Annotated in this window: 13 protein-coding genes; 9 read left to right on the plus strand and 4 right to left on the minus strand. The window is 65.3% G+C overall.

Annotation, left to right across the window (positions count from 1 at the left end; all coding sequences use genetic code 11):
* Positions 1-2 precede the first annotated feature (2 nt).
* The 8 genes from ACSYDV_RS21790 to ACSYDV_RS21825 all read left to right on the plus strand — a co-directional run bounded on the left by ACSYDV_RS21790 (position 3) and on the right by ACSYDV_RS21825 (position 18,641).
* Complete coding sequence (locus ACSYDV_RS21790) at positions 3-1,694, plus strand: DUF2341 domain-containing protein (RefSeq protein WP_438326175.1); 1,692 nt, start codon at positions 3-5, stop codon at positions 1,692-1,694.
* Positions 1,695-1,706: 12 nt separating this feature from the next.
* Positions 1,707-2,114 (plus strand): ExbD/TolR family protein, encoded by a 408-nt coding sequence (locus tag ACSYDV_RS21795; RefSeq protein ID WP_294028452.1) that lies wholly within the window; start codon positions 1,707-1,709, stop codon positions 2,112-2,114.
* Positions 2,115-2,169: 55 nt separating this feature from the next.
* Positions 2,170-2,829, plus strand: a complete 660-nt coding sequence (locus ACSYDV_RS21800; RefSeq protein WP_438326176.1) for a hypothetical protein — start codon at positions 2,170-2,172, stop codon at positions 2,827-2,829.
* A 32-nt stretch (positions 2,830-2,861) separates the two neighbouring features.
* Positions 2,862-4,451: a putative porin gene (locus ACSYDV_RS21805; protein ID WP_438326177.1), complete on the plus strand. Its 1,590-nt coding sequence runs from the start codon at positions 2,862-2,864 to the stop codon at positions 4,449-4,451.
* 8 nt (positions 4,452-4,459) lie between these two features.
* On the plus strand, positions 4,460-4,939 hold the full coding sequence (locus ACSYDV_RS21810) for a hypothetical protein (protein WP_438326178.1): 480 nt from the start codon (positions 4,460-4,462) through the stop codon (positions 4,937-4,939).
* A 53-nt stretch (positions 4,940-4,992) separates the two neighbouring features.
* On the plus strand, positions 4,993-17,187 hold the full coding sequence (locus ACSYDV_RS21815) for a filamentous hemagglutinin family protein (RefSeq protein ID WP_438326179.1): 12,195 nt from the start codon (positions 4,993-4,995) through the stop codon (positions 17,185-17,187).
* Positions 17,188-17,278: 91 nt separating this feature from the next.
* Complete coding sequence (locus ACSYDV_RS21820; protein WP_438326180.1) at positions 17,279-18,037, plus strand: SapC family protein; 759 nt, start codon at positions 17,279-17,281, stop codon at positions 18,035-18,037.
* A 1-nt stretch (position 18,038) separates the two neighbouring features.
* Positions 18,039-18,641: an OmpH family outer membrane protein gene (locus ACSYDV_RS21825; RefSeq protein ID WP_438326181.1), complete on the plus strand. Its 603-nt coding sequence runs from the start codon at positions 18,039-18,041 to the stop codon at positions 18,639-18,641.
* 67 nt (positions 18,642-18,708) lie between these two features.
* Here ACSYDV_RS21825 and ACSYDV_RS21830 read toward each other — a convergent pair whose 3' ends face one another.
* Together ACSYDV_RS21830 and ACSYDV_RS21835 are read right to left on the minus strand one after the other, a co-directional pair.
* On the minus strand, positions 18,709-19,407 hold the full coding sequence (locus ACSYDV_RS21830) for a pirin family protein (RefSeq protein WP_438326182.1): 699 nt from the start codon (positions 19,405-19,407) through the stop codon (positions 18,709-18,711).
* 53 nt (positions 19,408-19,460) lie between these two features.
* Complete coding sequence (locus ACSYDV_RS21835) at positions 19,461-20,159, minus strand: pirin family protein (protein WP_438326183.1); 699 nt, start codon at positions 20,157-20,159, stop codon at positions 19,461-19,463.
* Positions 20,160-20,271: 112 nt separating this feature from the next.
* Between ACSYDV_RS21835 and ACSYDV_RS21840 the strand changes: the two genes are divergently transcribed.
* The gene (locus ACSYDV_RS21840) at positions 20,272-21,201 is read left to right on the plus strand and encodes a LysR family transcriptional regulator (RefSeq protein ID WP_438326184.1); all 930 of its coding nucleotides are present in this window, start codon (positions 20,272-20,274) and stop codon (positions 21,199-21,201) included.
* A 48-nt stretch (positions 21,202-21,249) separates the two neighbouring features.
* On the opposite strand, the gene ACSYDV_RS21845 is transcribed toward ACSYDV_RS21840, so the two are convergent.
* Complete coding sequence (locus ACSYDV_RS21845; protein ID WP_438326185.1) at positions 21,250-22,842, minus strand: MFS transporter; 1,593 nt, start codon at positions 22,840-22,842, stop codon at positions 21,250-21,252.
* A complete protein-coding gene (locus tag ACSYDV_RS21850; RefSeq protein WP_438326186.1) occupies positions 22,839-23,246 on the minus strand; it encodes a DoxX family protein in 408 nt (135 codons plus the stop codon). Before ACSYDV_RS21850 ends, ACSYDV_RS21845 begins: the two co-directional genes overlap by 4 nt.

Raw genomic sequence — 23,246 nt, forward strand, 5'->3', positions numbered from 1 at the left:
CCATGAAGAAACTGATTTTCGGAGCGGTCGCGGCCGCGATCGGCCTGTTTTCCATGTCCGCGGCGGGGCAAACGCAAGACGCCGCCTGGCTCGACGACAAGCTGTCGGTGCGCAAGGAAATCGTGGTCAAGCCGGGTGCGGATGGTGCGGGCCTCGACGCCAGGACCGCGACCTTTCCCTTCGTGCTGCGCCTGTCGACGCAGACCTTTGCGTTCGACGATGTGAAGCCCGACGGCGCGGATCTGCGCGTCGCTGGACCCAAGGGCGAACGCGTCGACCATTATGTCGAGAATTTCGACCCGAAGTCGGGACTTGCGACGGTGTGGGTGAAGGGCGTCGGCCTCGACCCGGCGTCGAGCCAGACCTATCACCTTTATTATGGCGGCGACGTGGCCTCGACCGCCAATCCGGCGGGGGTGTTCGACGCGTCGGAAATCCTCGCGCTCGATTTCTCGGGATCACCGGTGAAGGACCGGACGCGCAACAATAATAGCGTGTCGACCGTCCCGACCTCGGCGGGCTTCGCGGGCCAATCGGCGGTGTTCAGCGGCAAGGAAGTGCTGCAGATCACGGGTTCGAGCAGCCTCAATATCGGCGGCCGTCCCTTTACCTTCATGGCATGGGTCAAGCCGGGTGCAGCGGGCGGCGGCAGCGTTGTCGACCGCGCCGGGTCCTTCTCGATCGCCCTTTCCGGCCTTAGCCCCGTCGCGACCGTCGGCGGCGTGCCGATCCCGTCGAGCGCGGCGCTGAAGCCGGGCGGCTGGAACCATATCGCGCTCGTCGTCCGTGGTAACGGCCGCGCCGAACTTTACGTCAACGGCGCACCCGCCGGAACCGGTAGCGCGGCGCTTCCCGCACAGCAGGGTGATATCGTCGTCGGTCAAGGCTTTGCTGGCCAGATCGACAATCTGCGCTTCGCCGCCGCCGATCGCAGCGCGGGCTATGTGCAGGCCGTCGCGCGGTCGGACAATGGTCGCGGCCTTGTGACCTTCGGCGCCGAACAGGAACGCAGCGGGCATTTCGAGCTCGGCTATTTCGTGACTGTCGTCAAAAGCGTCACGATCGAAGGCTGGCTCGTCATCGCGCTTTGCGCCATCCTGCTGGTGCTCGCGATCCGCGTGATGGTGCAGAAGTTCCGCCTCCTGAAGCGGATCGAAACCGAGAACGGCCAGTTCGAAAAGGCCTATGCGACCGAAGCGCAGCTCGATGGTGCGGCGCTTGGCGAGCACGCCGAAAAGACCCCCAGCTCGACGCTGTCGCAGCTTTACAAGGCGGGCCTCCAGGAAGTCGCCAACCGTTCGCAGGCGGGGCGCGCACGCTTTACCGCGCCAGCGATCGAAGCACTTAAAGCGCGGGTCGACGCCGTATCGTCGAACCAGGCGTACAGCCTGTCGGACAAGCTCGTCATCCTGACGCTCTCGATCGCCGGGGGACCGTTCCTTGGCCTGCTCGGTACCGTGGTCGGGGTGATGATCACCTTCGCTGCGATCGCGGCGCAGGGGAACGTCAACGTCAACGCGATCGCACCGGGGGTTGCCGCGGCGCTGCTCGCCACCGCCGCCGGCCTCGCTGTCGCGATCCCCGCGCTGTTTGGCTACAACCTGATCCTCACCCGGATCAAGCGCATCAACGCCGCCAATCGCTCGTTCGCCGACGCTCTCGTCGCGCGGATTGCCGAAGAATATGGCGCCTAAGGAGCCGGGCTCATGGCTAAAGTTCAAGACGAAGACGCCATTTACGACGAGATCAACGTCGTTCCGATGCTCGACCTTGCCTATGTGCTGATCGTCATCTTCATCCTGATGGCGACGGCGCAAGTGGCGGGCATCGAACTCGACCTGCCGCAGGCGTCGAACCGCCAGACGCTGGAGGCCTCGCAGACGCAGGCGATCAGCGTCGCCTCGACGGGCGACCTTTATCTCAACGGCGCGCCGACGACGACTGCCGAGCTTGAGGCCGAGATGCGCCAGCGTTTCGCCGAGGATCCCGAAGTCCCCGTGGTCATCCGCGGTGACACACAGGCCGCCTATGGCAAGGTCGTCGAGGTGCTCGACGTGCTGAAGGGCGTGGGCATCACCAAGATCGGCCTGCCCGCCGAAAAGCCCGCGGGCTGAGTTGGGTATCGGACCGGCCATGACCGCTTTCCCATCCCTCCGGAAGACGCCCGACATGAAACGGGCCGCCGGGCCGGCCGCGCTGATACTTGCGCTGTTGCTGGCCGCCTGGTGGTTCGCGGGCCTCGACAAGGTCGAGGAGCGCGTGCGCGACGAAGAGGTCGAGATGTTCGACCTCGCCGTCCCGCCGCCTCCGCCTCCGCCTCCGCCCGAACTCACCGAGCAGCCGCCCGAGGAGGTCGAGAAGGTCGCCGAAACCGCGCAAGCGGTTCAGCCCGACCCACTCTCGCCCTCACAACCGGCGAGCACCAACCCGCCGGCCGGCGACCTGTCGAGCCTGCTGCAGGATCCGACCAGCGACAGCGGTGCCTTTTCGGGCGGTCCGCGCGGGCAGGGCGGGACCGGCAGTGGTCCGATGATCGGCGGCACCGGCAAGGGCGGCAGCGGCGCGTCGCGTGCCTATGCCGAACTCGTCCAGCGCGCGCTGATGCGGCAACTTCGCAAGCGGCCGAACCTTGCGCAGGCAAGCTTCCAGTTTCGCGTCCGGGTTCGTGTGTCGGGGTCGGGGCAGCTCGAAATCCTGGGATTGTCGGGCGTCCGCCCGGCCGATCTCGAGGCCGAACTGCTCCAGACGCTGCGCGGGCTTAACCGGATCGACACGCCGCCGCCCGCGGGCGTCCCCAACCAGATCACTCTTCAACTCAACCAGGCGTGAAATCCATGACCAAGGAACAGGGAAAATCAACGATGCGTAGCCATTTCCGTAAACCGACCCTTCTGGCCGCGACCGCTGCGCTCGCTGCATTGGCCGCGGTACCGCAAGGCGCCGCCGCGCAGGATCGTCCGACCGATCCATCGACGATCGACATCCTCGACGTTCTCGTCGAAAAGGGCGTGCTGTCGCGCGACGACGCCAATTCGGTGTTGTCCGAAGCGCGCAAGCGCGCCGAGGCGAACAGCGGCGTCGTGCGGGTTCCCTATGTGCCCGAAGCTGTCCGTAACCAGATCCGCGACGAAGTGAAGAAGGAGGTCGTCGCGACCGCCCGGCAGGAAGGCTGGGCCCAACCCGACGCGCTTCCCGAGTGGCTGAGCCGCTTCCATTTCTCGGGCGACATGCGCGTGCGCGGCGAACATGTCGCCTTCGGTCAGAGCAACACGCCGCTGATCTATGACATCAACGCGATCAACGCCGACGGCGGCTATTTCGTCGATGATCTGTTGCCGCTGCGCGCGACGACGAAGGATCGCCAGCGTGCCCGCGTCCGCGCCCGTTTCGGTGTCGATGCCAAGGTGTCGGATAAGGTCGAGGCCGGCCTGCGCTTCGTCACGGGCAATCCGATCGACCCCGTTTCGACGAATGAATCGCTGACCGGCAACTTCGACAAGTTCATGGTCGGGCTCGACCGCGCGTATATCCGCGTGCGCCCGTTCGACAAGGACGGCCGCTTTGCCGGCAGCAACCTCATTCTCGGCAAATTCGACAATCCCTTCTTTTCGACCGAATTGATGTTCGATCGCGATCTGCAGTTCGAAGGCGCTGCGGCGACGTTTGAGGCGCGCCTTGGCGGCGACGAGAGCGCGCCCTCGGTCTTCCTGACCGGCGGCGCTTTCCCGCTCGAGGAATGGGACTTCACCGGCAACGACAAATTCCTGTTCGCGGGCCAGATCGGGGTGAAGACCGCACCGGTCGACGGGCTGCGCTTCAAGGCGGCGGCCGCGCTCTACGAATTCGCGAACGTCCAGGGCCAGTATAATACGCAGGGCCTGCGCGATAACGACTTCACCGCGCCCGATCGCGTCCAGTTCGGCAACTCGGTGTTCAACCTGCGCCAGGACGGCGGCGTCGTGAACACGGTCAAATTCGGCCTCGCATCGAAATTCCGCGTCGGCGCGGCGACCGCGCGCGCCGAATTCGACATCAACCCGACCCTCGTCGGCGCGCTCGATTTCGAAGTGTTGAAAAACTTCGCCTTCGACCGCGACGAACTCGACGACCGTCTGGTGCCTGCGTCGAGCGGCGACATGGCGTGGAATGCACAGCTGTCGATCGGCCACCGCGAAATCGCCGAAGCGAACGCATGGAGCCTCAGCGCCGGTTACCGCCGCCTCGAAGCCGATTCGACCCTCGACCTGTTCACCGACTCCGACTTCGGTCTCGGCGGCACCGACCAGAAAGGTTTCGTCGTCCGCGGCAGCTGGGGGCTCGCCAAGAATTTCTGGCTCACCGGCTCGTGGCTTTCGGCGCGCACCATCGACCTTGTCGATCCTGCGACCGGCGGAGCCGCTCCGCCGATCGACACCGACGTCTTCATGCTCGACCTGAACGCGAAGTTTTGAGGGATATCATGTTGAAAAAGCACATCATCGGCCTGTCGCTTCTCGCGCTGGCCTTCGCTCCCGCCGCGCGCGCGCAGGGCAATGCGCCCCCGGGCGGATGCATCGTCGCCGAGCAGGCGCAGCAACTGATCGATACGCTGAAGCAGCGTAACGACCAGCTTCGCGACATGTCGGAAAAGATGCGCGCAATGGAGGCGGAGGTCGCTGCGGCACGCAGCGCCACCGGCCAGATCGAGGCGAGCCGCAAGGCGATCGGCATTGCCGCCGACAAGAACCGCGAGCTGCGCGAACTCGGCGACGCGATCATCGCCGACTACGAAAAAATGGGTCTCGGCAAGAAGATGGCGGCGACCGAACCGCTGACCGGCCTCTATCGCGTCCGGCTGGAGAATAAGTTGCAGGAGTTCAGCGACCAGGTCGCGGCGCTCGGCTTCTATCCCGAGCGCGACGCGGTGCCGGCCGCCGAACCGGCACCGGCCAACCCCTGATCCGCACACCCTTCGCGCCTACCCCTTTCCCTATTCGATCCCGAGGAATCGTCATGCTGACTCCCAATGCTTTCACCGCCCCCGCCCGCAAGCGCATCACCCGTTTGAGCCGCGCCGCGCTGGCGGCATCGGTCAGCATCTCCTCGCTGCTGATCATGGCCTCGCAGCCCGCCGCCGCGCAGGAAGCCGGCACCCTGCCGGGAACGCAGATCTTGCAGGGCGGGCGCTGGACGGGCGCCAAGCTGCCGACCGTGGCGCAGGGGAACACGGGACTGGTGATGACGATCGAGCAGGAACAGAAGCGCGCGCTGCTCGACTGGTCACGCTTCGACGTCGGGAAGAATGAGGAGGTGCGCTTCCAGCAGCAGGGCACCGACTGGATCGCGCTCAACCGCATCTTCGACAGCAAGCCAAGCGAAATTGCGGGCAAGATCACGGCCAAGGGGCAGGTGTGGTTGCAGAATAGCAACGGCATCATCTTTAAGGATGGGGCGCAGATCAACGCGCACAGCATCCTTGCGACGGCGCTGCCGATCACCGAGAACCAGCTGTATAATGGCCTGTTGTCTGGCAATGGGGTCATCCGTGGCCAGGCCGCCAACCCGCTCTTTCCCGCCCAGAATATCGGCATGGTGCCGCGCCCGCCGGTCGGACTCGATCCGGGCAGCCTGCTCGGAGAGGCGCCGGCGCCGGTCGCGGGCGAGCGCACCAGTGTCATCGACTTCCTCGCGCGCGCCGCGATCCGTATCGCGATCCTGCGCGAAAAAGGCATGGAGGGCGTCGACCAATATAACATGGGCTACGGCCTCGATACCCTGAGCTATTACGACGCCGCCAAGGGCCGGAATGTCTATTTCATCGATCCCGACTTTGCGAATGTCGGCCTGGGCGCAGTGCTCGAAAGCATCATCGCCGGTATCGACGTGTCGAAAATGGGCGAATATGAATATTCGAACTTCACCAACATCAGCCAGTTCTGGACAGGGATAAGCTGGCAGGGAATACCCGCCGGATCGCAAACGATCCCGCAGAATCTGCGCGACGAGGTGGCGGCGCAGATCAAGACGCAGTTCATCGATCAATATGGCGCGCGCCTCGCCGCGACGCAGCAGAACTATAATCATTACATCGCCAATTCGCGCATCACGGTCGAGCGCGGCGCGACGTTGACGGCGAGTTCGTCCGACAGCGCCAGCCCCGGCAAGATCATGTTGTTCGGTCCGAATGTATCGAACGCAGGCAAGTTGCAGGCGCGCGACGGGCAGGTGCTGATGGCGGCCGGCGAGCAGGTCAAGCTCAGCGCCGGACAGGCGTTCACAAACTCGGCGCGCGGCGGCCTCGCGGTCAATGTGATGGCGACGCCTATCAACGATTCCTATGGCAGCTACCCCGGCTTCCCGTGTTGCCGGCCCGAAGCGCGTCTGGAGTGGGAAGCAGATTATCTCCGGCGGGCTGGCGATGTGGGCATGACCGTCGCCAACAGCGGCGAGATTCTGGCCGATCGCGGCGCGGTGACGATGGTCGGCGCCAATGTCGATCAATTGGGCGCCATTCGCGTTACCAACGGCGCGCGTCAGCGCAACGGAACCGTCGTGTTGCAAGCCAGCCATGGTTTCATGCTCAGCGAATATTCGGTCGGCGGCAATTATTTCGCCGGCAAGGTCACGCTGGGTGAAGGCAGCGTCACCAGCATAACGCCCGACACCTCCGATATCACCGGCCTTGCTGCCGACAGCTTTGCCAAGGGGCGCGTCCTGATCGCAGGCAATGAAATCGTCCTCGAGAAAAATTCCAGCGTGATTTCGCGCAGTGGCGAGGTCGTGATCCACGCCAGCCCGAGCGGCGTCGGCGAACGTGGCGGCAGCAGCCCGGCTGCCACCGACGGATCGGTTCAGGAAGTCCGCGGCGACAAGGGCAGCTTTGTCATGAAGTCGGGCGCGCGGATCGACGTATCGGGTCTGCGCGATGTCGAGCGCAGCGTCGCCGACAATATTTTCGCGGTCGAGGTACGCTCGAACGAGGTGTCGGCCTCACCGAAGCAGCGCGACGGCATCCTCGTGGGCGAGACCGTCTATGTCGACCGCCGCGACGGCGCGGCGATCGTCGACTGGACCGGCGCGCTGGCGGGCGAACAGCGCACCGCCGAACAAATGTCGGTCGAGGGCGGCAACGTGCGCATCCGCGCGTCCGAATTCGCCATCGTAGAGGACGGCGCGACGATCGACGTATCGGGCGGCAGCACCAAATATACTGACGCCGAAGTGACCGTTACGCGCCTGCAGGACAGCTTCGGGCGCTTCCACAATATCTCCGACGCCGATCCGAACCTGCGCTATGTCGGGATCAGCAAGGCGACGCGGCTCGAGAAGGGGTATGTCGAGGGCTCCGACGCAGGGTCGGTCGAATTGCTGTCGGGCAGTTCGCGCCTGTTCGGCAAGCTCACGGGCGATGTCGTCGTGGGCGACCGCCAGATGATGGGCGCGCTCGGCCAGATCCGCGCCCCGCGCCTTCCCGCCGGCGCTGTCGGCGCGAGCCTTGTCGGCGAAATCGGCATGCCCAAGGCGGGTTCGGCGACGCTCCATCGCGGCGGGCCCGAATATGGACCCTGGTCGTCGACGTACAGCTTCGTCGTCGCCGACGAAAAGGCGTTCACTGGCACACTGTGGACCGAGACCGAAACCAATGGGCCGTTCGTCGAGAGCGACGCCATGCTGCTCGATCCGTTCGCGGTCGGCACCAGCCATGGCGAGCAAAATTATGCCGAAGGCGACCCGCTCTGGACGTCCAAGGGAGTCTATGAAAACGGCCAGCCGCGCTGGGTTTCCTATATCGAGGATGATTTCTTCTCGGGCATGGGCAACGTCGTGCTGGGTTATGGCAGCGGTCATCAGACCCAGACAATCAATCCCGGCGTCTCGATCCGTCTCGCGCCGGGTGGCGGCTTTTCGACCAGCAGCGAAAATGGCGTTGGCCGCGTCGGCAGCAATGTCTCGATCATCGCGCCGTCGGGCAATATTGCGCTCGGTGCCGCCAATGGCATGACGATCGGCAGCGACGTCCTGTTGTCGGTCGCGGCACCGTGGATCAATGACGTCGATGCGCCCGCCAATGTCATCCGCGGCTATATCGACGGCGGGACGATCAGTCTGCTCGGCTCGACGCTGACTGGCGACATCACGCTCGATGCCGGCGGCGGCGGCTGGTACCAGCGCGTGAAACCGGGGCAGAACAGCCAGGGGCAGGGTGCATCCACCCGCTTCAACGAGGGCGATTTCCGCCTGTTCGAAGGCAAGGGCGGCAAGATCGAACTGGGCGGTGGCGGCCAGACCGTCGGCGCGATTCTCGATTTCGCCGATATCAGTCTTGGCGGCCTCGGCGGCGGTGGCATGCTGGCGCTGATCGCTTCGGGCGACGTCGTCGTCGGCCCCGCCGGCGGATCGGCAGGCGAGGCCGAATATATCGACGAGACGCTGTTCCGCGACATGGGCGTCGGCAGCCTGGCGCTCGGCGCCGATACGCTGACGATCGCTTCGGGCGCCAACCTGTTGTTCCAGACGCGCAATATGCGCTTTCGCGGCCGCGCCTATGACGTAGCGAGCGGTACCGACCTTCGCGACGTGACCGACCTTGCGCTTCTGCCGCCGCACCTGCGTCAGGGCGGCGCGCTCCAACTGCTCGGCGATGCCATCACGATCGAAGCGGGCGCGCTCGTCGAAGTCGACGCGCTTGGCAGCATTCTGCTCGACGCGTCGCAGATCCGGGTCGACGGCACGCTGCGCGCGCACGGCGGCTCGATTGCGGTCGGCGGGACGTCCGCATCGACCATACATCTCGGCAATAGCGCGTTGCTCGACGCGACCGGCATCGCGCAGACGGTGAAGGTGCCGGGCGGTGCCGACGGCCGCGATTTCTGGTACGACGGGCGGATCGTCAATGGCGGCGCGGTTGCCGTGGAGGGCAGCCATGTGGTCATGGATGCCGGCGCGACGATCGACGTGTCGGGGACCAGCGGCCTGCTGTCGATCCTGCAGCCCGGCCGCTATGCGGTGGTCAAGGTGAATCAGGTGATCGGCAGCGATGCCGGTGCGATCGATCTCAATGCCGACGGTGGCTATTTGCTCGGCAACCTGCGCGGCGAAGCGGGCAGCCAGTTTAATTATGGCGGCAAGCTTGAGATCGCCGGCGGGCTCGACGGCAAGCTGTTGCTCCCCGAATACACCGACTGGTCGACGGGCGAGGCCGGCCTGCAATCGATCCTCGATAATCTTCAATATGCCTTTTTCCCCGAACCGACGCCGGAAGACCCGGTCAGCCTACGCCAGTTTTTCGCGAACAATTACGGCTGGCTCGAATCGCAGCTCGGCTTCGGTGCCGGTGACATCGAGGACATCCAGATCACGAGCATCGCGGAGTTCACCGATTTCGTGCGCACCGTGCTGAGCCCGCTGGTCAAATATAATCCCTCGGACGCCGACGGTGCACTCGTGCTCGACGCCGACATGACGACGGCTCCGAACGTGCCGCCGCCGAGCCGCTATGCATTTCCGGAAGGCTATGAGCCCGCCGACAAGGCAGCCTTCGACCGCTCGATGACCTTCGTGCTCGCCGCGCTCGGCAATGTCCAGAATCCGGAGCAACTCGGTCGCGGCTCGCGCGCCACGGTCGGTGCGAACATTCTGCGCGACATGAAGCGTTTCGATACGCTGTCGATAGCGGGTAAGCTGGAATCGGATCAGGCGATCGATATTTCGAGCCAGCGGGTGCTGACCGTCGCGGGCGGGTTCAACGGTACGCAGGACATGTCGTTCAGCAGCCGCAACGTCTATCTGACCAGCGGCGGCGCGATCGGCTTCGCGCTGAAGGAACCGGCGGGCGGGACGCTGACGGTTTCGGGCGAGACGGTCGAAATCGCCGGCAAATTCGAGGTCGGCGGATTCGAAAAGGTCGTCATCGCGGCCCAGGGCGACATGCGCGGCGGCTTTGGCGTAGTGGCCGGGCAGCCGGTCCCCGAAGAGGGCGAGGTTACACCGGGAATCCATACGACGGGCGACCTCGTGCTGCGCGCGGCGCAAATATATCCGACCACCGACGGCGTTCTTCGCTTTGATTCAGACCGGAGCATCCGCGTCGAACAGACCGGCCGCCGAGCTGCGCCGCTGTCCGCGGGCGGAACGCTTATCCTCGAAGCGCCGAAAATCGAGCAGGCGGGCACGCTGCGCGCGCCGTTCGGCGAAATCCGCCTGACCGCAACGGGCTATAATGTAACCGACGAAAGCGGCACCGAGACATTCGTTCCGGGCAGCGTCGCATTGCTTCCGGGCAGCGTCACATCGACGGCCGCCGATGGCCGTACCATCCTTTATGGCTACACCTATGACGGTCAGAGCTGGTACGCGCCGACGTCGGCGGGGACCACCGGTGCGACCGAATTGTCGACCCCGCCCGAAAAGCGGGTTTCGCTGAGCGGCGATATCATCGACGTGCAGGAAGGCGCGACGATCGACGTGTCGGGCAGCGGCGACGTGCTCGGGCTGGAGTTCGTCGCGGGGCCGCTGGGCCAGACGAACATTCTCGACGTGCCGGGCAATTATGCGATCGTCCCGGCCTATGGCAACGACATCGTCGCACCGATCGATCCGCTCTATAATCCGGGCACCTCGAGCGACAGGGTCAACAGCGGCACGACGGCGGGCTATCTGCCGCTCGGTTCGTCGGTGTGGCTGGCCGCTTTCGACGGCAACCCCGCGGGCTGGTACACGCTGCTTCCGGCCGAATATGCGCTGACCCCGGGCGGCTACCTGCTCTCGCTCGCCGGTGACACGCCGATGACGACGCAGGCGCGCCGGGCGTCCGACGACAGCTTCCTGGTGCTCGGGCGCCGGGGCCTGTCGGGCACCGGCATCACCGACCAGACGCTGTCGACCTGGCGCCTGACGAGCGGAAGCGACGTGCGCAAACGCTCCGAATTCTTCGAAACCTATGGCAACAGCTTCTTCTCCAGTGAACGCTTCCTCGAAGGGCTGCTGCGCTCGGGCAATCCCTATAACGCCGACCCGCGCCTGCCGGTCGATGGCGGCTTCCTGACGCTCGCGGCAAACCGCTCGCTCGAACTCGACGGCACCATTCTTGCCGGCGGCGCCAGCGGCGTGAAGGACGCCCGCGGCGGCATCGTCGATATCACGTCGGACAATATCGTGATCGCGGCGCCGGGCACCGACGTCAGCGACCTCGTCGGTTATCTGGTTCTCGATCCTTCCAAAATCTCGAACATCGCCGAAAGCTTGCTGATCGGGGGTGTCCGTCGTCAGGGTCAGGGCGGGCTGGAAGTCGTCACCGGCCAATATACCCGCGATTCCGCCGACGAGGTCCGATCACCCGAAAAGAGCGTCGGCGCCGAAAACGTCGTGATCCGCACCAATGGCGCCAACCCGCTGACCGGCACCGAACTGCTGTTCGCCGCGAACCAGAGCGTGCGTGTCGAAGGCGGGTCGGTGATCCGCGCCCAGGGCGACGGCGCGGACGCGGCGAATATCGCAATCGCGCCGAGCATGCCTGCCTATTTCAACGAGCAGGGCCAATTGGAAGCCGCTGCCGAAGATCGCGGCGGAGCTTTCCTGCGCGTCTCGAACCTCGGCGACATCAGCGTGTCGCGCCAGAATGTGCAGAGCGTTGCCGGGGACATGATCGTCGAGGCGGGCGCCGTACTCGAAGCGGCGGACGCGGTCCTGCTCGACTCGACCGAGAACACGATCGTCGGCAACGGCGCGGTGATCAAAGCCGATGCCATCACCGCAGCGGCGGGTCTTGTCAGCCTTGGTGCGGTTCCGCAGGGCACCGACGGCCTCGTCTTCGCGGGGGCAACGCTGGCCGCGCTGACGACGGCCGACAAGCTGACGCTCAAAAGCTATTCGACCATTGATTTCCATGGCGATGTGGCGCTCGACCTGACCGGCACGGTCGCGCTCGACGGCGCGGCCTTCATCGCGCGCGGCGAAACGCCGGGCAATGTCAGCATCACCGCCGGTACGATTGAACTTAGCAACAGCGATGCCGCGGCGACCGACGCCACCGGCAACGGCGGCGGGCTGGCATTGGGCGCGAAGAATATCGTGATGGGCGAAGGAAAGGTCGATTTCGCCTTCGACACGACGACGGTGAATGCCGACCAGCGGGTGATCTTTGCCGGCCTCGGCGAAAGCAGCTTCGACGGTGCGCTCACGATCCGTGCCGCCGAGATTACCGGTGAGAGCGGCGCGGGCCATGTGGTGACTGCGGCGGGGGCGGTGGAACTGCGCGCGAATGGCAGCACGGCGGCGCTTCCCGCCTTTGCTTCGGCGGGCGCCTTGCTCGATTTCCGCGGAACCGATGTCCTGATCGATGCCGCGATCCGCGCGGGGTCGGGAACGGTGCGCGCGACCGCGCGCGAGGGTGATGTCCGGCTGGCCTCGGGCGCGAAGATCGACGTCGGCGGCGCCGATGTGTCCTTCTTCGAAGTCCAGGGCTTCCTGCCCGGTGGCAGTATCCAGCTCACCTCGGTCAATGGCGACACGCTGGTCGATGCAGGGTCGCTCCTTAACGTGTCGGGCGGTTCGGCGGGCGGCGACGCCGGCGCGGTGGCGCTGTCGGCGGGGCGCGGTATCGTAAGGCTGGATGGCTTGCTGAAGGCCGATGTCGCCGACGGTTATCGCACCGGCAGCTTCGCGCTGACGACCTCGACGCTCGACGACTTCGGCGGCCTCAACGCCAAGCTCAACAGCTGGGGCTTCTCGCGCCGGCGCGACTTCGCGATCCTCGATGGCGACGTGGTGCTGAACGGCACGACACGTGTCGATGCGCTCCGCATCGTCACCGGCAACGGCGATATTTCGGTGGCGAGCGACGCGATCCTGGGCAGCGACAGCGCCAAGGGCGGGACGATCCTGCTCGCGTCGGGCGGCGACCTGATCGTCGCCGACGGCGCGCGCTTCGACGTGAACGCGAAAGGCGCCGACCAGCGTGGCGGTTCGGTCGACCTGCAGGTCGCGGTCGGCGGCAATATCGACGTCGGCAATGCGTCGATCGACGTATCGGGCAAGGGCAAGGGGCAGGGCGGAACGGTCCGGCTGCGCGCGGCGCAGACCGGCAACGACGTCGCTGTCACGCGCTGGGGCGCCGATGTCTCGGGTGGCAACACGCAGCTCGAAGCCTTCCGGGTCTATGATCTGAACGATGCCGATGGCGATGCATCGAACGGCCATCTGGCTGAAATCGACACGGCGTTGCAGCAGCAGGTGATCGCCGATGCGATGGCGTTCATGGATGGCAATGGCGCCGGCATTCGTGCGCGGCTCGGCCAGACGGGTAATGCCGCATTCCAGCTGGTGCCCGGAATCGAACTGCGCTCCGAAGGCGATATGGACCTTGTCCACAATTGGAACTTCAAGGATGCGCGCTTCGACGGAAAGGGCGGCGTCTTGACGCTGCGCGCCGGGGGCGACCTGACGATCAACGCCAACCTGTCCGATGGCTTTGTCGACGGGCGCGCGACCCCCGACACCATCGCGCCGGAGGGACTTCCCTATGGCTGGACGCCGGGCGCGGCTCCGCTTCCCGATACGCCCGCATCCGATTTCACCAATGACGACAGCTGGAGCTACAATCTCGTCGCGGGCGCCGATTTCGCTCAGACCAACGTGCTGTCGACGCAAACCGGCAGCGGCGGCGCGATCGAGGTCGGCGGGCTGGTGCGGACCGGCACGGGCGACATCAATGTCGCCGCCAGCGGCGACCTGACCTATGAAAAGGCGTCGCTGATCAATTATCAGGGCAGCTGGAACGGATCCGATCCGGCGACGCGGATCACCGTTCCGAAAGGCACGCCGGTCGCCGACGGCACGATCCTGAAACCGACGAGCTACGCGTCTGCAGACGGCGCCGGGCGTACCCTCTACCCCGAGCTTCCTGCGGGGACGGTGCTGCGCAAGGGCACGAAATTGCCCGCAGGGACCGAAATGCCCGACGGCAGCGTGCTCGCGGCGGATACCGTGTTGACCGCCGATGTGACGCTGACCGCCGATACCCGCTTCCCCGGCGAAGTCGTCATTGCCGGCAAGACCTATCTCGGCGGAGACCTCGTCTGGGAAATCGCCTCGAACCGGTCGAACGACCCGAGCGCGCCGGTCCAGATGCACGTCCCTGCCTCGATCGCCGGCCTCGGCGATCTCGAGGTCCGCGTGGTGGTCGGCGGCTCCGGCGACGTCGCGCTTGTCCTAGCCGACGGGCGTTATATCCGGGATGACAGCACCTTCACCTTCGAAGACGTGCGGCCGATCGAGATGGTGAACGGCGCGATCTATACCGTCGGCGTCGAGGATGGCCCGGTCGCCAATTTCACCGACAAGACACATGTCGGTTTCTCGAACAACAATGTGCCCGGCATCATCGCGCACCGATCGTATATGACCAAGGGCGGCGACGTGAATGTGAACGTGGGCGGCGCGATCACCGGCGCGGGGACGATCCTCGAAAATTATCGGTGGATGGTGGCAAGCGGTTCGACGCCGACGACGGCGCTGTTCGGTTTTTCCTATCCGGGCAAGGATCCGAACGCGCTCTTCAACATGGAATATGCCCAATATCAGGCCGACGAGACCGGTCAGACCGCGCTTTCGCTGCTCGCCGATCAGTTCGGCCAGGGCATCGGCGCGCTGGGTGGCGGGGACGTCAGCATCACCAGCGGCGGCGATGTCGACAATCTGGTCGTCGCGCTTCCGACGTGGGTACGAGTTTCGGGCGGCACGACCGACATGCCGACCAAGACGCTGCAGCTGTCGGGCGGCGGCGATCTGGTGATGAGCGTCGGCCAGAATATGAAGGGCGGCCTTGTCCAGGTCGGCAAGGGCCGCGCGACGATCGATGTCGCTGGCAGCGTGATCGCGACCGATCAGCGGACAGGGATCGCCCTGGCGCTCGACAACGCCGCCTATCTGCAACTCGCCATCGACGATGCGCAACTCAGCCTGCAGGCGGGCGGCGACGTCAATCTGCGCGGCGTGTCCTCAATGCTGGGCGTAACCTCGCTGCCGCTGTGGCTCAACGGGCGTTATAGTAACAACGGCAACCAGCCGAGCTGGCTTGGCTACACGGCCGAAACCAGCCTTCGCGTGACCTCGCTGGGCGGCGACATCAACTTCCGTACCCAGTCGGGCCCCAATGGCGGTGTGAACGTGCTGCCCAGCCAGACCGCGTTCGTGGCAACGGCGGGCTCGATCAACTTCGGGACGGAGGACAAGGCCGGCTCCCGTGTCATGGTCGATATGTGGCCCGACACGCGGCTCGACCTTCTCGCGCAACAGAATATCCAGTTCCGCCTTGCGGGCAATTATGACGGTGCGGGCTTCACCATCGGCTATGCCGATCCGCTGTGGGTGCCCCGGGCGATCAATCCGGGCAGCAACAATTTCAATGTCGGCCTGTTCCAGTCGACGATTACGCAGGATTCGCTGAACGGCCACTGGATGTTCAACCAGGCGGGGCCGGGTTATGGGATCGATGGGCCCAACGTGCATAGCGGTTCGTCGAGCTATAGCCGCATCTATGCCGCGCAGGGCGACATGATCGGATGGAACGAGGGCTATGACATCGATCCGAGCGGCGGCAACGGCATGCACGGCGGAACCTTCACCTTCGGGCACGAAACGCGCCTGAAGGCGGGCGGTGACATCCGCATGGGCGACATCAGCTTCATCACCCACGACGGCAGCGACGTGCCGGTGATCGAGGCGGGCGGTTCGATCTATCTGCCCGACGCGGTACTCTATGGTCCCGGGCGCCTGTGGGTGCAGGCCGGTGACGAAATCTGGATGGGCCGGACCGAAGGACGGGGTATCCGGGCGCGGGAGGCGTACAGCATCGTCCCGACCGCAGCGCCGCTCAGCGGGGGCAGCATCAGCGTTCTCGCCGGCATCGATCAGGAACCCGAGTATCAGGCGTTCCTCGACTTTTATCTCGATCCTGAGAATGTCGCCGATGCGCCGGTATGGCTTCGCCAGTATTTCGTCGAAGGCGACCGCGAGGGGCTGACGGTCTCGACCGATGTCGTGCTGGCCGACGGCCAGACACGGACCACCGTCTATGCGATCGAACTCGTCAATTACATGCGCGAGATGGCAGGGAAGGAACCGATCCCGACCGAAGCAACCGACGAGGTCAGCGGCAGCCGCCCGATCACCCGGGGCAAGCTGGTCGCCGAAATCGATCCGGCCGAATATGCCGAGGCGCTTGCCGCGTTCAAGGCGCTCGACCCCGTGCTCCAGCGGCCGCTCGCGGTCAACATCCTCAACGCCGAGCTGAAGACAGCCGGGCGCGAGGCGGTGGGACGCTCGCCCGAAACCGACGGCCGCTATGTCCGTCAGGGTGACCCGACGCGCGGTTATGATGCAGTCGGCCGCCTCTTCCCCGGTGCGCAGCGCAAACCGGGCGATACGCTGGCCGAAGGCGAGCATCGCTGGACGGGAAATATCGAGATGATGGTCAGCCAGATCCGCGGCGAAAGCGGCGGCAGTGTCGACCTGTTGGCGCCGGGCGGCTCGATCCAGCTCGCCAGCCTTGCGATATCGAACACCAATCCGGGCACCGCGGGTATCGTCACCCAACGCGGCGGCGGGGTCAATGTGGTCACCTATGGCGATTATATCGTCAATCAGAGCCGCACGATGACCGCCGACGACGGCGATATCCTGATCTGGTCGTCCTTCGGCAATATCGACGCCGGTCGCGGTCGCAAGACGTCGCTTTCGGTGCCGCCGGTCGCCTTCCCGATCAACGCATGGGGGCAGACCAACATCCAGCTTTCAGGTCTGCCCAACGGCGCGGGTATCGCCACGCTCGACCAGGTTGACGGCAAGCAGGGCGGCGACGTCGACCTTTATGCCTTTAACGGCATCGTCAACGCCGGCGATGCGGGCATCCGGGCATCGCGCGACCTGTTCGTCGGGGCGGTCGAAATCCGCGGGCTCGACAACATCACCGTGGGCGGCGAGACGAACGTCGATCTGACGACCGAGGAAGGGTCGGTCGGCCCGCTCAACCTGGAAAACTTCGCCCAGTCGGCGGAGGACGATGCACTCGACAAGGCCTTTGACATGGCGACCGAAGTCGAAAAGCTCCGCACCGTCCGCCAGACGATCCTGACCGGCTCGGTCGTCAGCTTCGGCACCGACGACTGCGTCGAAACCGCAACCAACCGCTGCCCGGTCGATCGCGACTGACCGGAGCCGGGCCGGGAGGGACGATGCGTTCCTTCCGGCCACAGCATTTCTCCCGGCTATCAATTCCCCATCTTTGACGGACAGGTTCGACATGACCGAAAAAACAGAAACGCGATTTCCGCTCTTTTACCGGCAGCCCGAATTGCTCACGGCGGCGCAGCACGCCGACCTGCGGCTCCGCCCCGGCGGCTATGGCTTTGCCCGGGATGCCAATGCGATCCCGCTGACCGTTATCGAATTCGGCGCCGCGATGCGCCACTATCCTGTGGTTTTTGCGGCCGGAGACGGCTTTCCGGTCGCGATCCTCGGGCTCGACCGCCGCAACGGATTTGTCGATGGCGAAGCATGGGCGCCGGGTTGCTATGTGCCCGCTTATGCGCGGCGCTATCCGTTCGTCTTCGTCGACCGGTCTCAGGACAGCTTCGTCCTCGCGATCGACCGCGCGGCGCCGCATTTTGCGGGAGACGATGAGGGTGCGGCGTTGTTTTCGGACGGGAAGCCGACCGAAGTGGTCGACAACATCCTGACCTTCTGCCGCGATTTCCACGGTGCGCATATCCAGACCGATGCCTTTGTCGAGGCACTGCTCGCACAGGAGCTGCTCGTCGACCAGCATGCCGATGCGCGGCTCGATTCGGGTCAGGCCCTGATGCTCCGTGGTTTCAAAATCGTCGATCGCGCGAAGTTCGATGCGCTGCCGGACGCGCTGGTGCTCGAATGGCACCGCAAGGGATGGCTCGCGCTCATCCATTTCCATTTCCTGTCCCTCGACCGCTTCGCCGACCTGTTGGCGCGCGCAGAGGGCGCCGCCGTACCGGCGGAAGCCGTCACCGAAACCGAGGATGCCTGAAATGATCCGGATCATAACGATAAGTGTCATCCTCCTTGCGCTCGCCGCCGCACCGGTGGCTGCGCAGCAGGCTGCTCCCGCGCCCGCGCTCGGCGGCCCGGTCGTCCCCGGCGTGTGCCTGCTCTCACGCGAGGCGGTTTTTGCCAATGCGGCTGTCGGAAAGGCGGTATCGGCGCGGATCGCGGAACTGACGCGCGCAGCGCAGGCCGAAGTGGACCAGCAGCGCACGCCGCTTGAGGCCGAAGCGAAGGCACTCGCGGCACAGGGCGACGATGCCAAAACCAAGCCGCGCCGCGATGCCCTTGCGACGCGCTGGCAGGCGCTGCAGCGTCAGGCCGCGCAGGGCAGCCGCGAGATCGACGCAACCCGCGCCAAGGCGCTCGCCCGCGTGGCCGACGAAGCGCAGCCGGCGATCGCAAAAGTTTATGGCGAGCGTAAATGCGGATTGCTGTTCGATCGCGGCGCGCTGCTCGGCGGGAATTTCGCGAACGACCTGACGGCCGAGGTGGTGAAGGCGCTCGACGCCAGAATCACGACGATCCAGTTCGAGCGCGAAAAATTGGATCAGCCCGCGGCGGAACGGAACTCGCCGGGCACCGAATAATCTCATCCCCTATTGGGAAGGAGGGTACGACCCCGGAAGCTGACGACCGGACAAAATGTCCATATGGTCATGGCAGGTCGATGAGCAGGACCTCGGCGTCGGAATCGGCGTGGAGGGAAAGCATGGCTTCCGAGGTCAGGGCCGCACCGTCACCTTCCCGCATTTCGGTGCCATTGAGGGCAATAATGCCGCCAATGATCTGGACCCAATAGCCACGCGCCGGATCGAGTTCGCGTTCGAGGACGGCGCCGTCGTCCAGTTTAACGAGCGACATAATGGCGTCCTGCCGCACCGTCAGCGATCCGTGGCGTCCATCGCCGCTGGCAATGGTGATCCAGCGATTGCGCGGTTGTCCCGGATCGATGGATTTTTGATCATAGGAGGGCGGGCCGCCGGTTTCGGCGGGTATGATCCATATCTGAAGCAGGTGGGCGCGTTCGTCGGCGCTGGGATTGCGTTCGCTGTGGCGGATCCCGGTGCCGGCGCTCATTCGCTGGACCTCTCCCGCGCGAATGATGGCGCTGTTCCCCAGATTGTCGCGATGCTCGACCGCGCCCTTGAGGACGATCGTCACAATTTCCATGTCTTCATGGCCGTGTTCGGGAAGCCCGGCACCGGGGACAATATAGTCCTCGTTGAGCACGCGAAGGTCGCGGAAGCCCATATGTTTGGGGTCGTTATAGTCGGCGAAGGAGAAGCTGTGGCTGGCGTCGATCTGTCCGCCCCGGTGGCGGCCGCGTGCGCCGCGGTCTCTGAAACGGATCATGATCGTCTCCGGAAAAGGGGAGCGCCGCCGCAGGGGCGGCGCTCCGGTTGATGTCAGGCCGCGTCTACCAGGACGATTTCACTGTCCTCGATTGCGGTGACATGCAGCACTGCCATGTCGCTGATCGCGGCGCCATCACGCGCGTTCACGCGGACGTCGTCGATCTGCACCGCGCCCTTTGCGGGAACCAGATAGGCTTTGCGGTTCTGGCCCAGCGGATATTCCGCCGTTTCGCCAGCGCGAAGCGTTGCGCCGACTACGCGCGCGTCGGTGCGGATCGGCAAGGCGTCATTGTCATCGTCATAGCCCGACGCGAGCGTCACGAATTTTCCCGAGCGTTCGCCCTTGGGGAAAGGTTTCGCGCCCCACTGCGGCGCTTCGCCGTCGCGGGTCGGAATGATCCAGATCTGGAAGATCTTCGTCGTGACGTCCTCCAGATTATACTCCGAATGACGAATGCCCGTGCCCGCGCTCATCACCTGAACGTCGCCGGCCTCGGTACGACCCTTGTTGCCCAGATCATCCTGATGCGTGATCGCGCCTTCGCGGACATAAGTGATGATTTCCATGTCGCGGTGCGGGTGCGGCGGAAAGCCGGTCTGCGGCTGGATCGTGTCGTCGTTCCACACGCGCAGATTGCCCCAGCTGGTGCGGGCGGGGTCCTGATAGCCTGCAAATGAAAAATGATGCTTGGCGTCGAGCCAGCCGTGGTTGGCGCCGCCGAGGCTGTCAAAGGGGCGAAGTTCGATCATTGCTTGTCTCCGGGGCACACCGGGATCGGTTGCCGTTGAGAAGCATTTAGGCATTGAAGCTTGTCCTGTTCAGTGGGATAAAACTCATCGAAACGTTCGAGGAATTTGAAAAGTGAATAATCCGGGTACGCCGACCTTCGACCAGCTGCGAATCTTCCTCGCCATCGTCGATACCGGCAGTTTTGCTGCGGCCGGGCGCCGGCTCAATCGGGCGGTGTCGGTCATAAGCTATGGCATCTCCAATCTGGAGGGGCAGCTCGGCGTCACGCTTTTCGACCGGGAAGGAACGCGCAAGCCGCAGCTGACCGTGGCGGGCCGCGCGCTCCTGTCCGAGGCGCGCGCGATCTCGCACGGCATCGACGGGCTGCGTGCCAAGGTGAAGGGGCTGCTCGATGGCCTTGAGGCCGAGGTCGACCTTGCGGTCGACGTCATGCTGCCCGCTGACCGGCTGGGCCGCGTGCTGCGGGCCTTCGCTGCCGAATTTCCGACCGTCCAGCTTCGGCTGCATGTCGAGGCGCTGGGCGCGATCACGGCGATGATCCTCGACCGCAAGGCGATTGTTGGAATATCGGGGCCGCTCGCGGCCGGGGTCGAAGGCGTCGAGTGCATCGCTGCGGGGTCGATCCCGATGGTGCCCGTCGCGGCGCCCGATCATCCGCTGGGGCGCATGGACCGGATCGCCCCGGGCGCCGGGCGCGACTATACGCAGCTGGTCCTCACCGACCGGTCACGTTTCACCGAAGGTCAGGATTATTCGGTGTTGAGCCCCAAGACATGGCGGCTCGCCGATCTGGGCGCGAAACATGCCCTGCTGCGCGAAGGGATTGGCTGGGGCAATATGCCGCTGCCGATGATCGAGCCGGACCTTGGGGCAGGCACGCTCGTCCAGCTCGCGATGCCCGATCATCCCGGCGGCACCTATCGCTTTGCCGGCGTATGGCGCCGCGACACGCCGCCGGGGCCGGCCGCGTCCTGGCTGCTCGAGCAATTCGTCGAACTTGGCCGGCAAGATGCGGAACTTGCCGGCATGATCGATCTTTAGCGTTTCAGCATCGCTGCCGCAGCGCGGCGAGGAGGGCGAGAGCGCGCACTAGCCGCGCGTAACGAAGTGGCGCACGACCGGCGGCGTATCGTCCGTTTGAAACGCGCGCAGCGCTTCCTGCTGTATCCGGTCCGCGTTGGTCACACGGTCGTGCTGGCGCAGATGTTCGAGCCAGCTTTCGACGGTGAAGCTTTCGATCACCGTGCCGGGGACGGCCGTATCCTCGTAAATGCCCCAGTGGATCGCGCCGTCGCGGCGGCGGATGCGGCGCATTTTCCGCATTTCGGCGAAGAAGGCGGGCACCTGCGCCGGATCGATGCGATATTCGACCGTCACCAGAACCGGACCGCTGTCATGCTCGACATCGCCATCGACCATCGGCGCCGGCCAGTGGGCCGACGGTGCAAGGTCGAGCGTGCTCGCCTTGTCGAGCGGGAAACGCCAGGCAAGTATCAGTCCGGCAAAGCCTAGCAGCGTCGCTGCCACCATCAGGGTCGATGGCACGCCGATGCGCGAGGCGAGCGATCCCCAGAGCGCCGATCCCCCCGCGATGGACCCCTGAAAGACGAGAAGGTAGATGGCGAGCGCGCGGGCCTTCACCCAGGCGGGAGAGGTCGCCTGCGCGCCGCCGTTGAGCGAGGCCATCATCGCGATCCATGCGAGGCCCGCGACGAACAGCGCCGCAGATGCGGTCCAGAATCCGTTGACGAGCGCCAGTGCCGCCATTGCGGCCGCGAGCAGGGTCGAGGCAGCCAGCGTCATCGCATTGGCGCCCATGCGACCGCGCAGTTTCGGCATCAGTATAGCGCCGCTGATCGCGCCGAGGCCCATGAAGGTCAGCAGTCCGCCATAGCCCGCCGGGCCGAGCCCGAGATCGCGGCGAGCGATGATCGGCAGCAGCGCCCACAGGCCGCTGGCAAAGACGAAAAACCCGACCGAACGGATGAGTACCACCTGCAACTCGGGCGCACGCATTGCGTAACGAAGCCCCGCGCGCATCGCGCCGATCATATGTTCGGCGGGAAGATGGCGGTCGGGGACCGATCGGCGCCACCGGAACAGGACGATGATGACGCCGACGACCGACAGCGCGTTGACCGCGAAGACCGCAGCGGGTCCGGACGCGGCGATGATGACGCCCCCGAGGGCCGGACCGATGGCGCGGGCGATATTGACCCCGAGAGAGTTCAGCGCGACCGCTTGTTGCAAGGCCTTCTTGTCGACCAGCTCGGGCACCACCGCCTGGAAAGCAGGCGCGGAGAAGGCGGCGCCGACCGCGATAAGGGCAGTGAAGACGAGCAGCACCCACGCGGTGGTGAGGCCTGCGAGGGTTATGGCGGCCAGCCCGGCGGCGCCGATCAGTCCGAACAATTGTGCGCCGATCAGCAAGCGGCGGCGATCGACGATGTCGGCGAGCGCCCCGGCGGGCAGCGCCAGCGCGAACATCGGGAAAGTGGTCGCGGCCTGTACCAGCGCGACCATCAAGGGGTCGGGCGACAGCGAGGTCATCAGCCAGCCCGCGCCGACGTCGTGCATCCAGGTGCCGACGTTCGAAACGATGGTGGCGATCCACAGCGCGCGGAACATCGGGCTGGCGAGGGGGCGCTCGCTGGCAGGAACGGCGGCAGCGGCAGAGGTCATGTCCGGCGCTCCCGCAGGATCGCAGCCAGCATCAGGCCGCCGATCAGTCCGACATGTTCGAGGAAGGTGTTGCGTTCGTGAAAGCGTGCCATGGGGTCGGCCACCTGCCAGAAGGGATGAGCGATCAGCGTCGCGATCGCGGTGAAGACGGCGAGCGCACCGGCGCCAAGCCATGCCCGCCGGCCGACGATGATCAGTAGGGAGCCCCCGATCTGGACGAGGATGGTAAGCGTGACGGTAAGCGCCGCGGGTTCGAGCCCGAAATGCCGCGCTTCGCCGATCGCGCCGCCAAGATCGAGCAGCTTTGCGAAGCCACTCGTCCAGTAAGGGAGGGTGAGGAGCGCTGCGGCCAGGACCGCGAAGCGCGTATCGCCAAGCAGGCGTGCGATGGGTGCGGGCGTCAT

Source organism: Sphingopyxis selenitireducens, from assembly GCF_051550705.1.
Classification (GTDB): Bacteria; Pseudomonadota; Alphaproteobacteria; order Sphingomonadales; family Sphingomonadaceae; genus Sphingopyxis.

Excerpts from the sequence above, each read along its gene's own strand:
- ACSYDV_RS21790 (WP_438326175.1), top strand. The coding sequence starts at position 3 with ATGAAGAAACTGATTTTCGGAGCGGTCGCGGCCGCGATCGGCCTGTTT.
- ACSYDV_RS21795 (WP_294028452.1), top strand. The coding sequence starts at position 1,707 with ATGGCTAAAGTTCAAGACGAAGACGCCATTTACGACGAGATCAACGTC.
- ACSYDV_RS21800 (WP_438326176.1), top strand. The coding sequence starts at position 2,170 with ATGAAACGGGCCGCCGGGCCGGCCGCGCTGATACTTGCGCTGTTGCTG.
- ACSYDV_RS21805 (WP_438326177.1), top strand. The coding sequence starts at position 2,862 with ATGCGTAGCCATTTCCGTAAACCGACCCTTCTGGCCGCGACCGCTGCG.
- ACSYDV_RS21810 (WP_438326178.1), top strand. The coding sequence starts at position 4,460 with ATGTTGAAAAAGCACATCATCGGCCTGTCGCTTCTCGCGCTGGCCTTC.
- ACSYDV_RS21815 (WP_438326179.1), top strand. The coding sequence starts at position 4,993 with ATGCTGACTCCCAATGCTTTCACCGCCCCCGCCCGCAAGCGCATCACC.
- ACSYDV_RS21820 (WP_438326180.1), top strand. The coding sequence starts at position 17,279 with ATGACCGAAAAAACAGAAACGCGATTTCCGCTCTTTTACCGGCAGCCC.
- ACSYDV_RS21825 (WP_438326181.1), top strand. The coding sequence starts at position 18,039 with ATGATCCGGATCATAACGATAAGTGTCATCCTCCTTGCGCTCGCCGCC.
- ACSYDV_RS21830 (WP_438326182.1), bottom strand. The coding sequence starts at position 19,407 with ATGATCCGTTTCAGAGACCGCGGCGCACGCGGCCGCCACCGGGGCGGA.
- ACSYDV_RS21835 (WP_438326183.1), bottom strand. The coding sequence starts at position 20,159 with ATGATCGAACTTCGCCCCTTTGACAGCCTCGGCGGCGCCAACCACGGC.
- ACSYDV_RS21845 (WP_438326185.1), bottom strand. The coding sequence starts at position 22,842 with ATGACCTCTGCCGCTGCCGCCGTTCCTGCCAGCGAGCGCCCCCTCGCC.
- ACSYDV_RS21850 (WP_438326186.1), bottom strand. The coding sequence starts at position 23,246 with ATGACGCCCGCACCCATCGCACGCCTGCTTGGCGATACGCGCTTCGCG.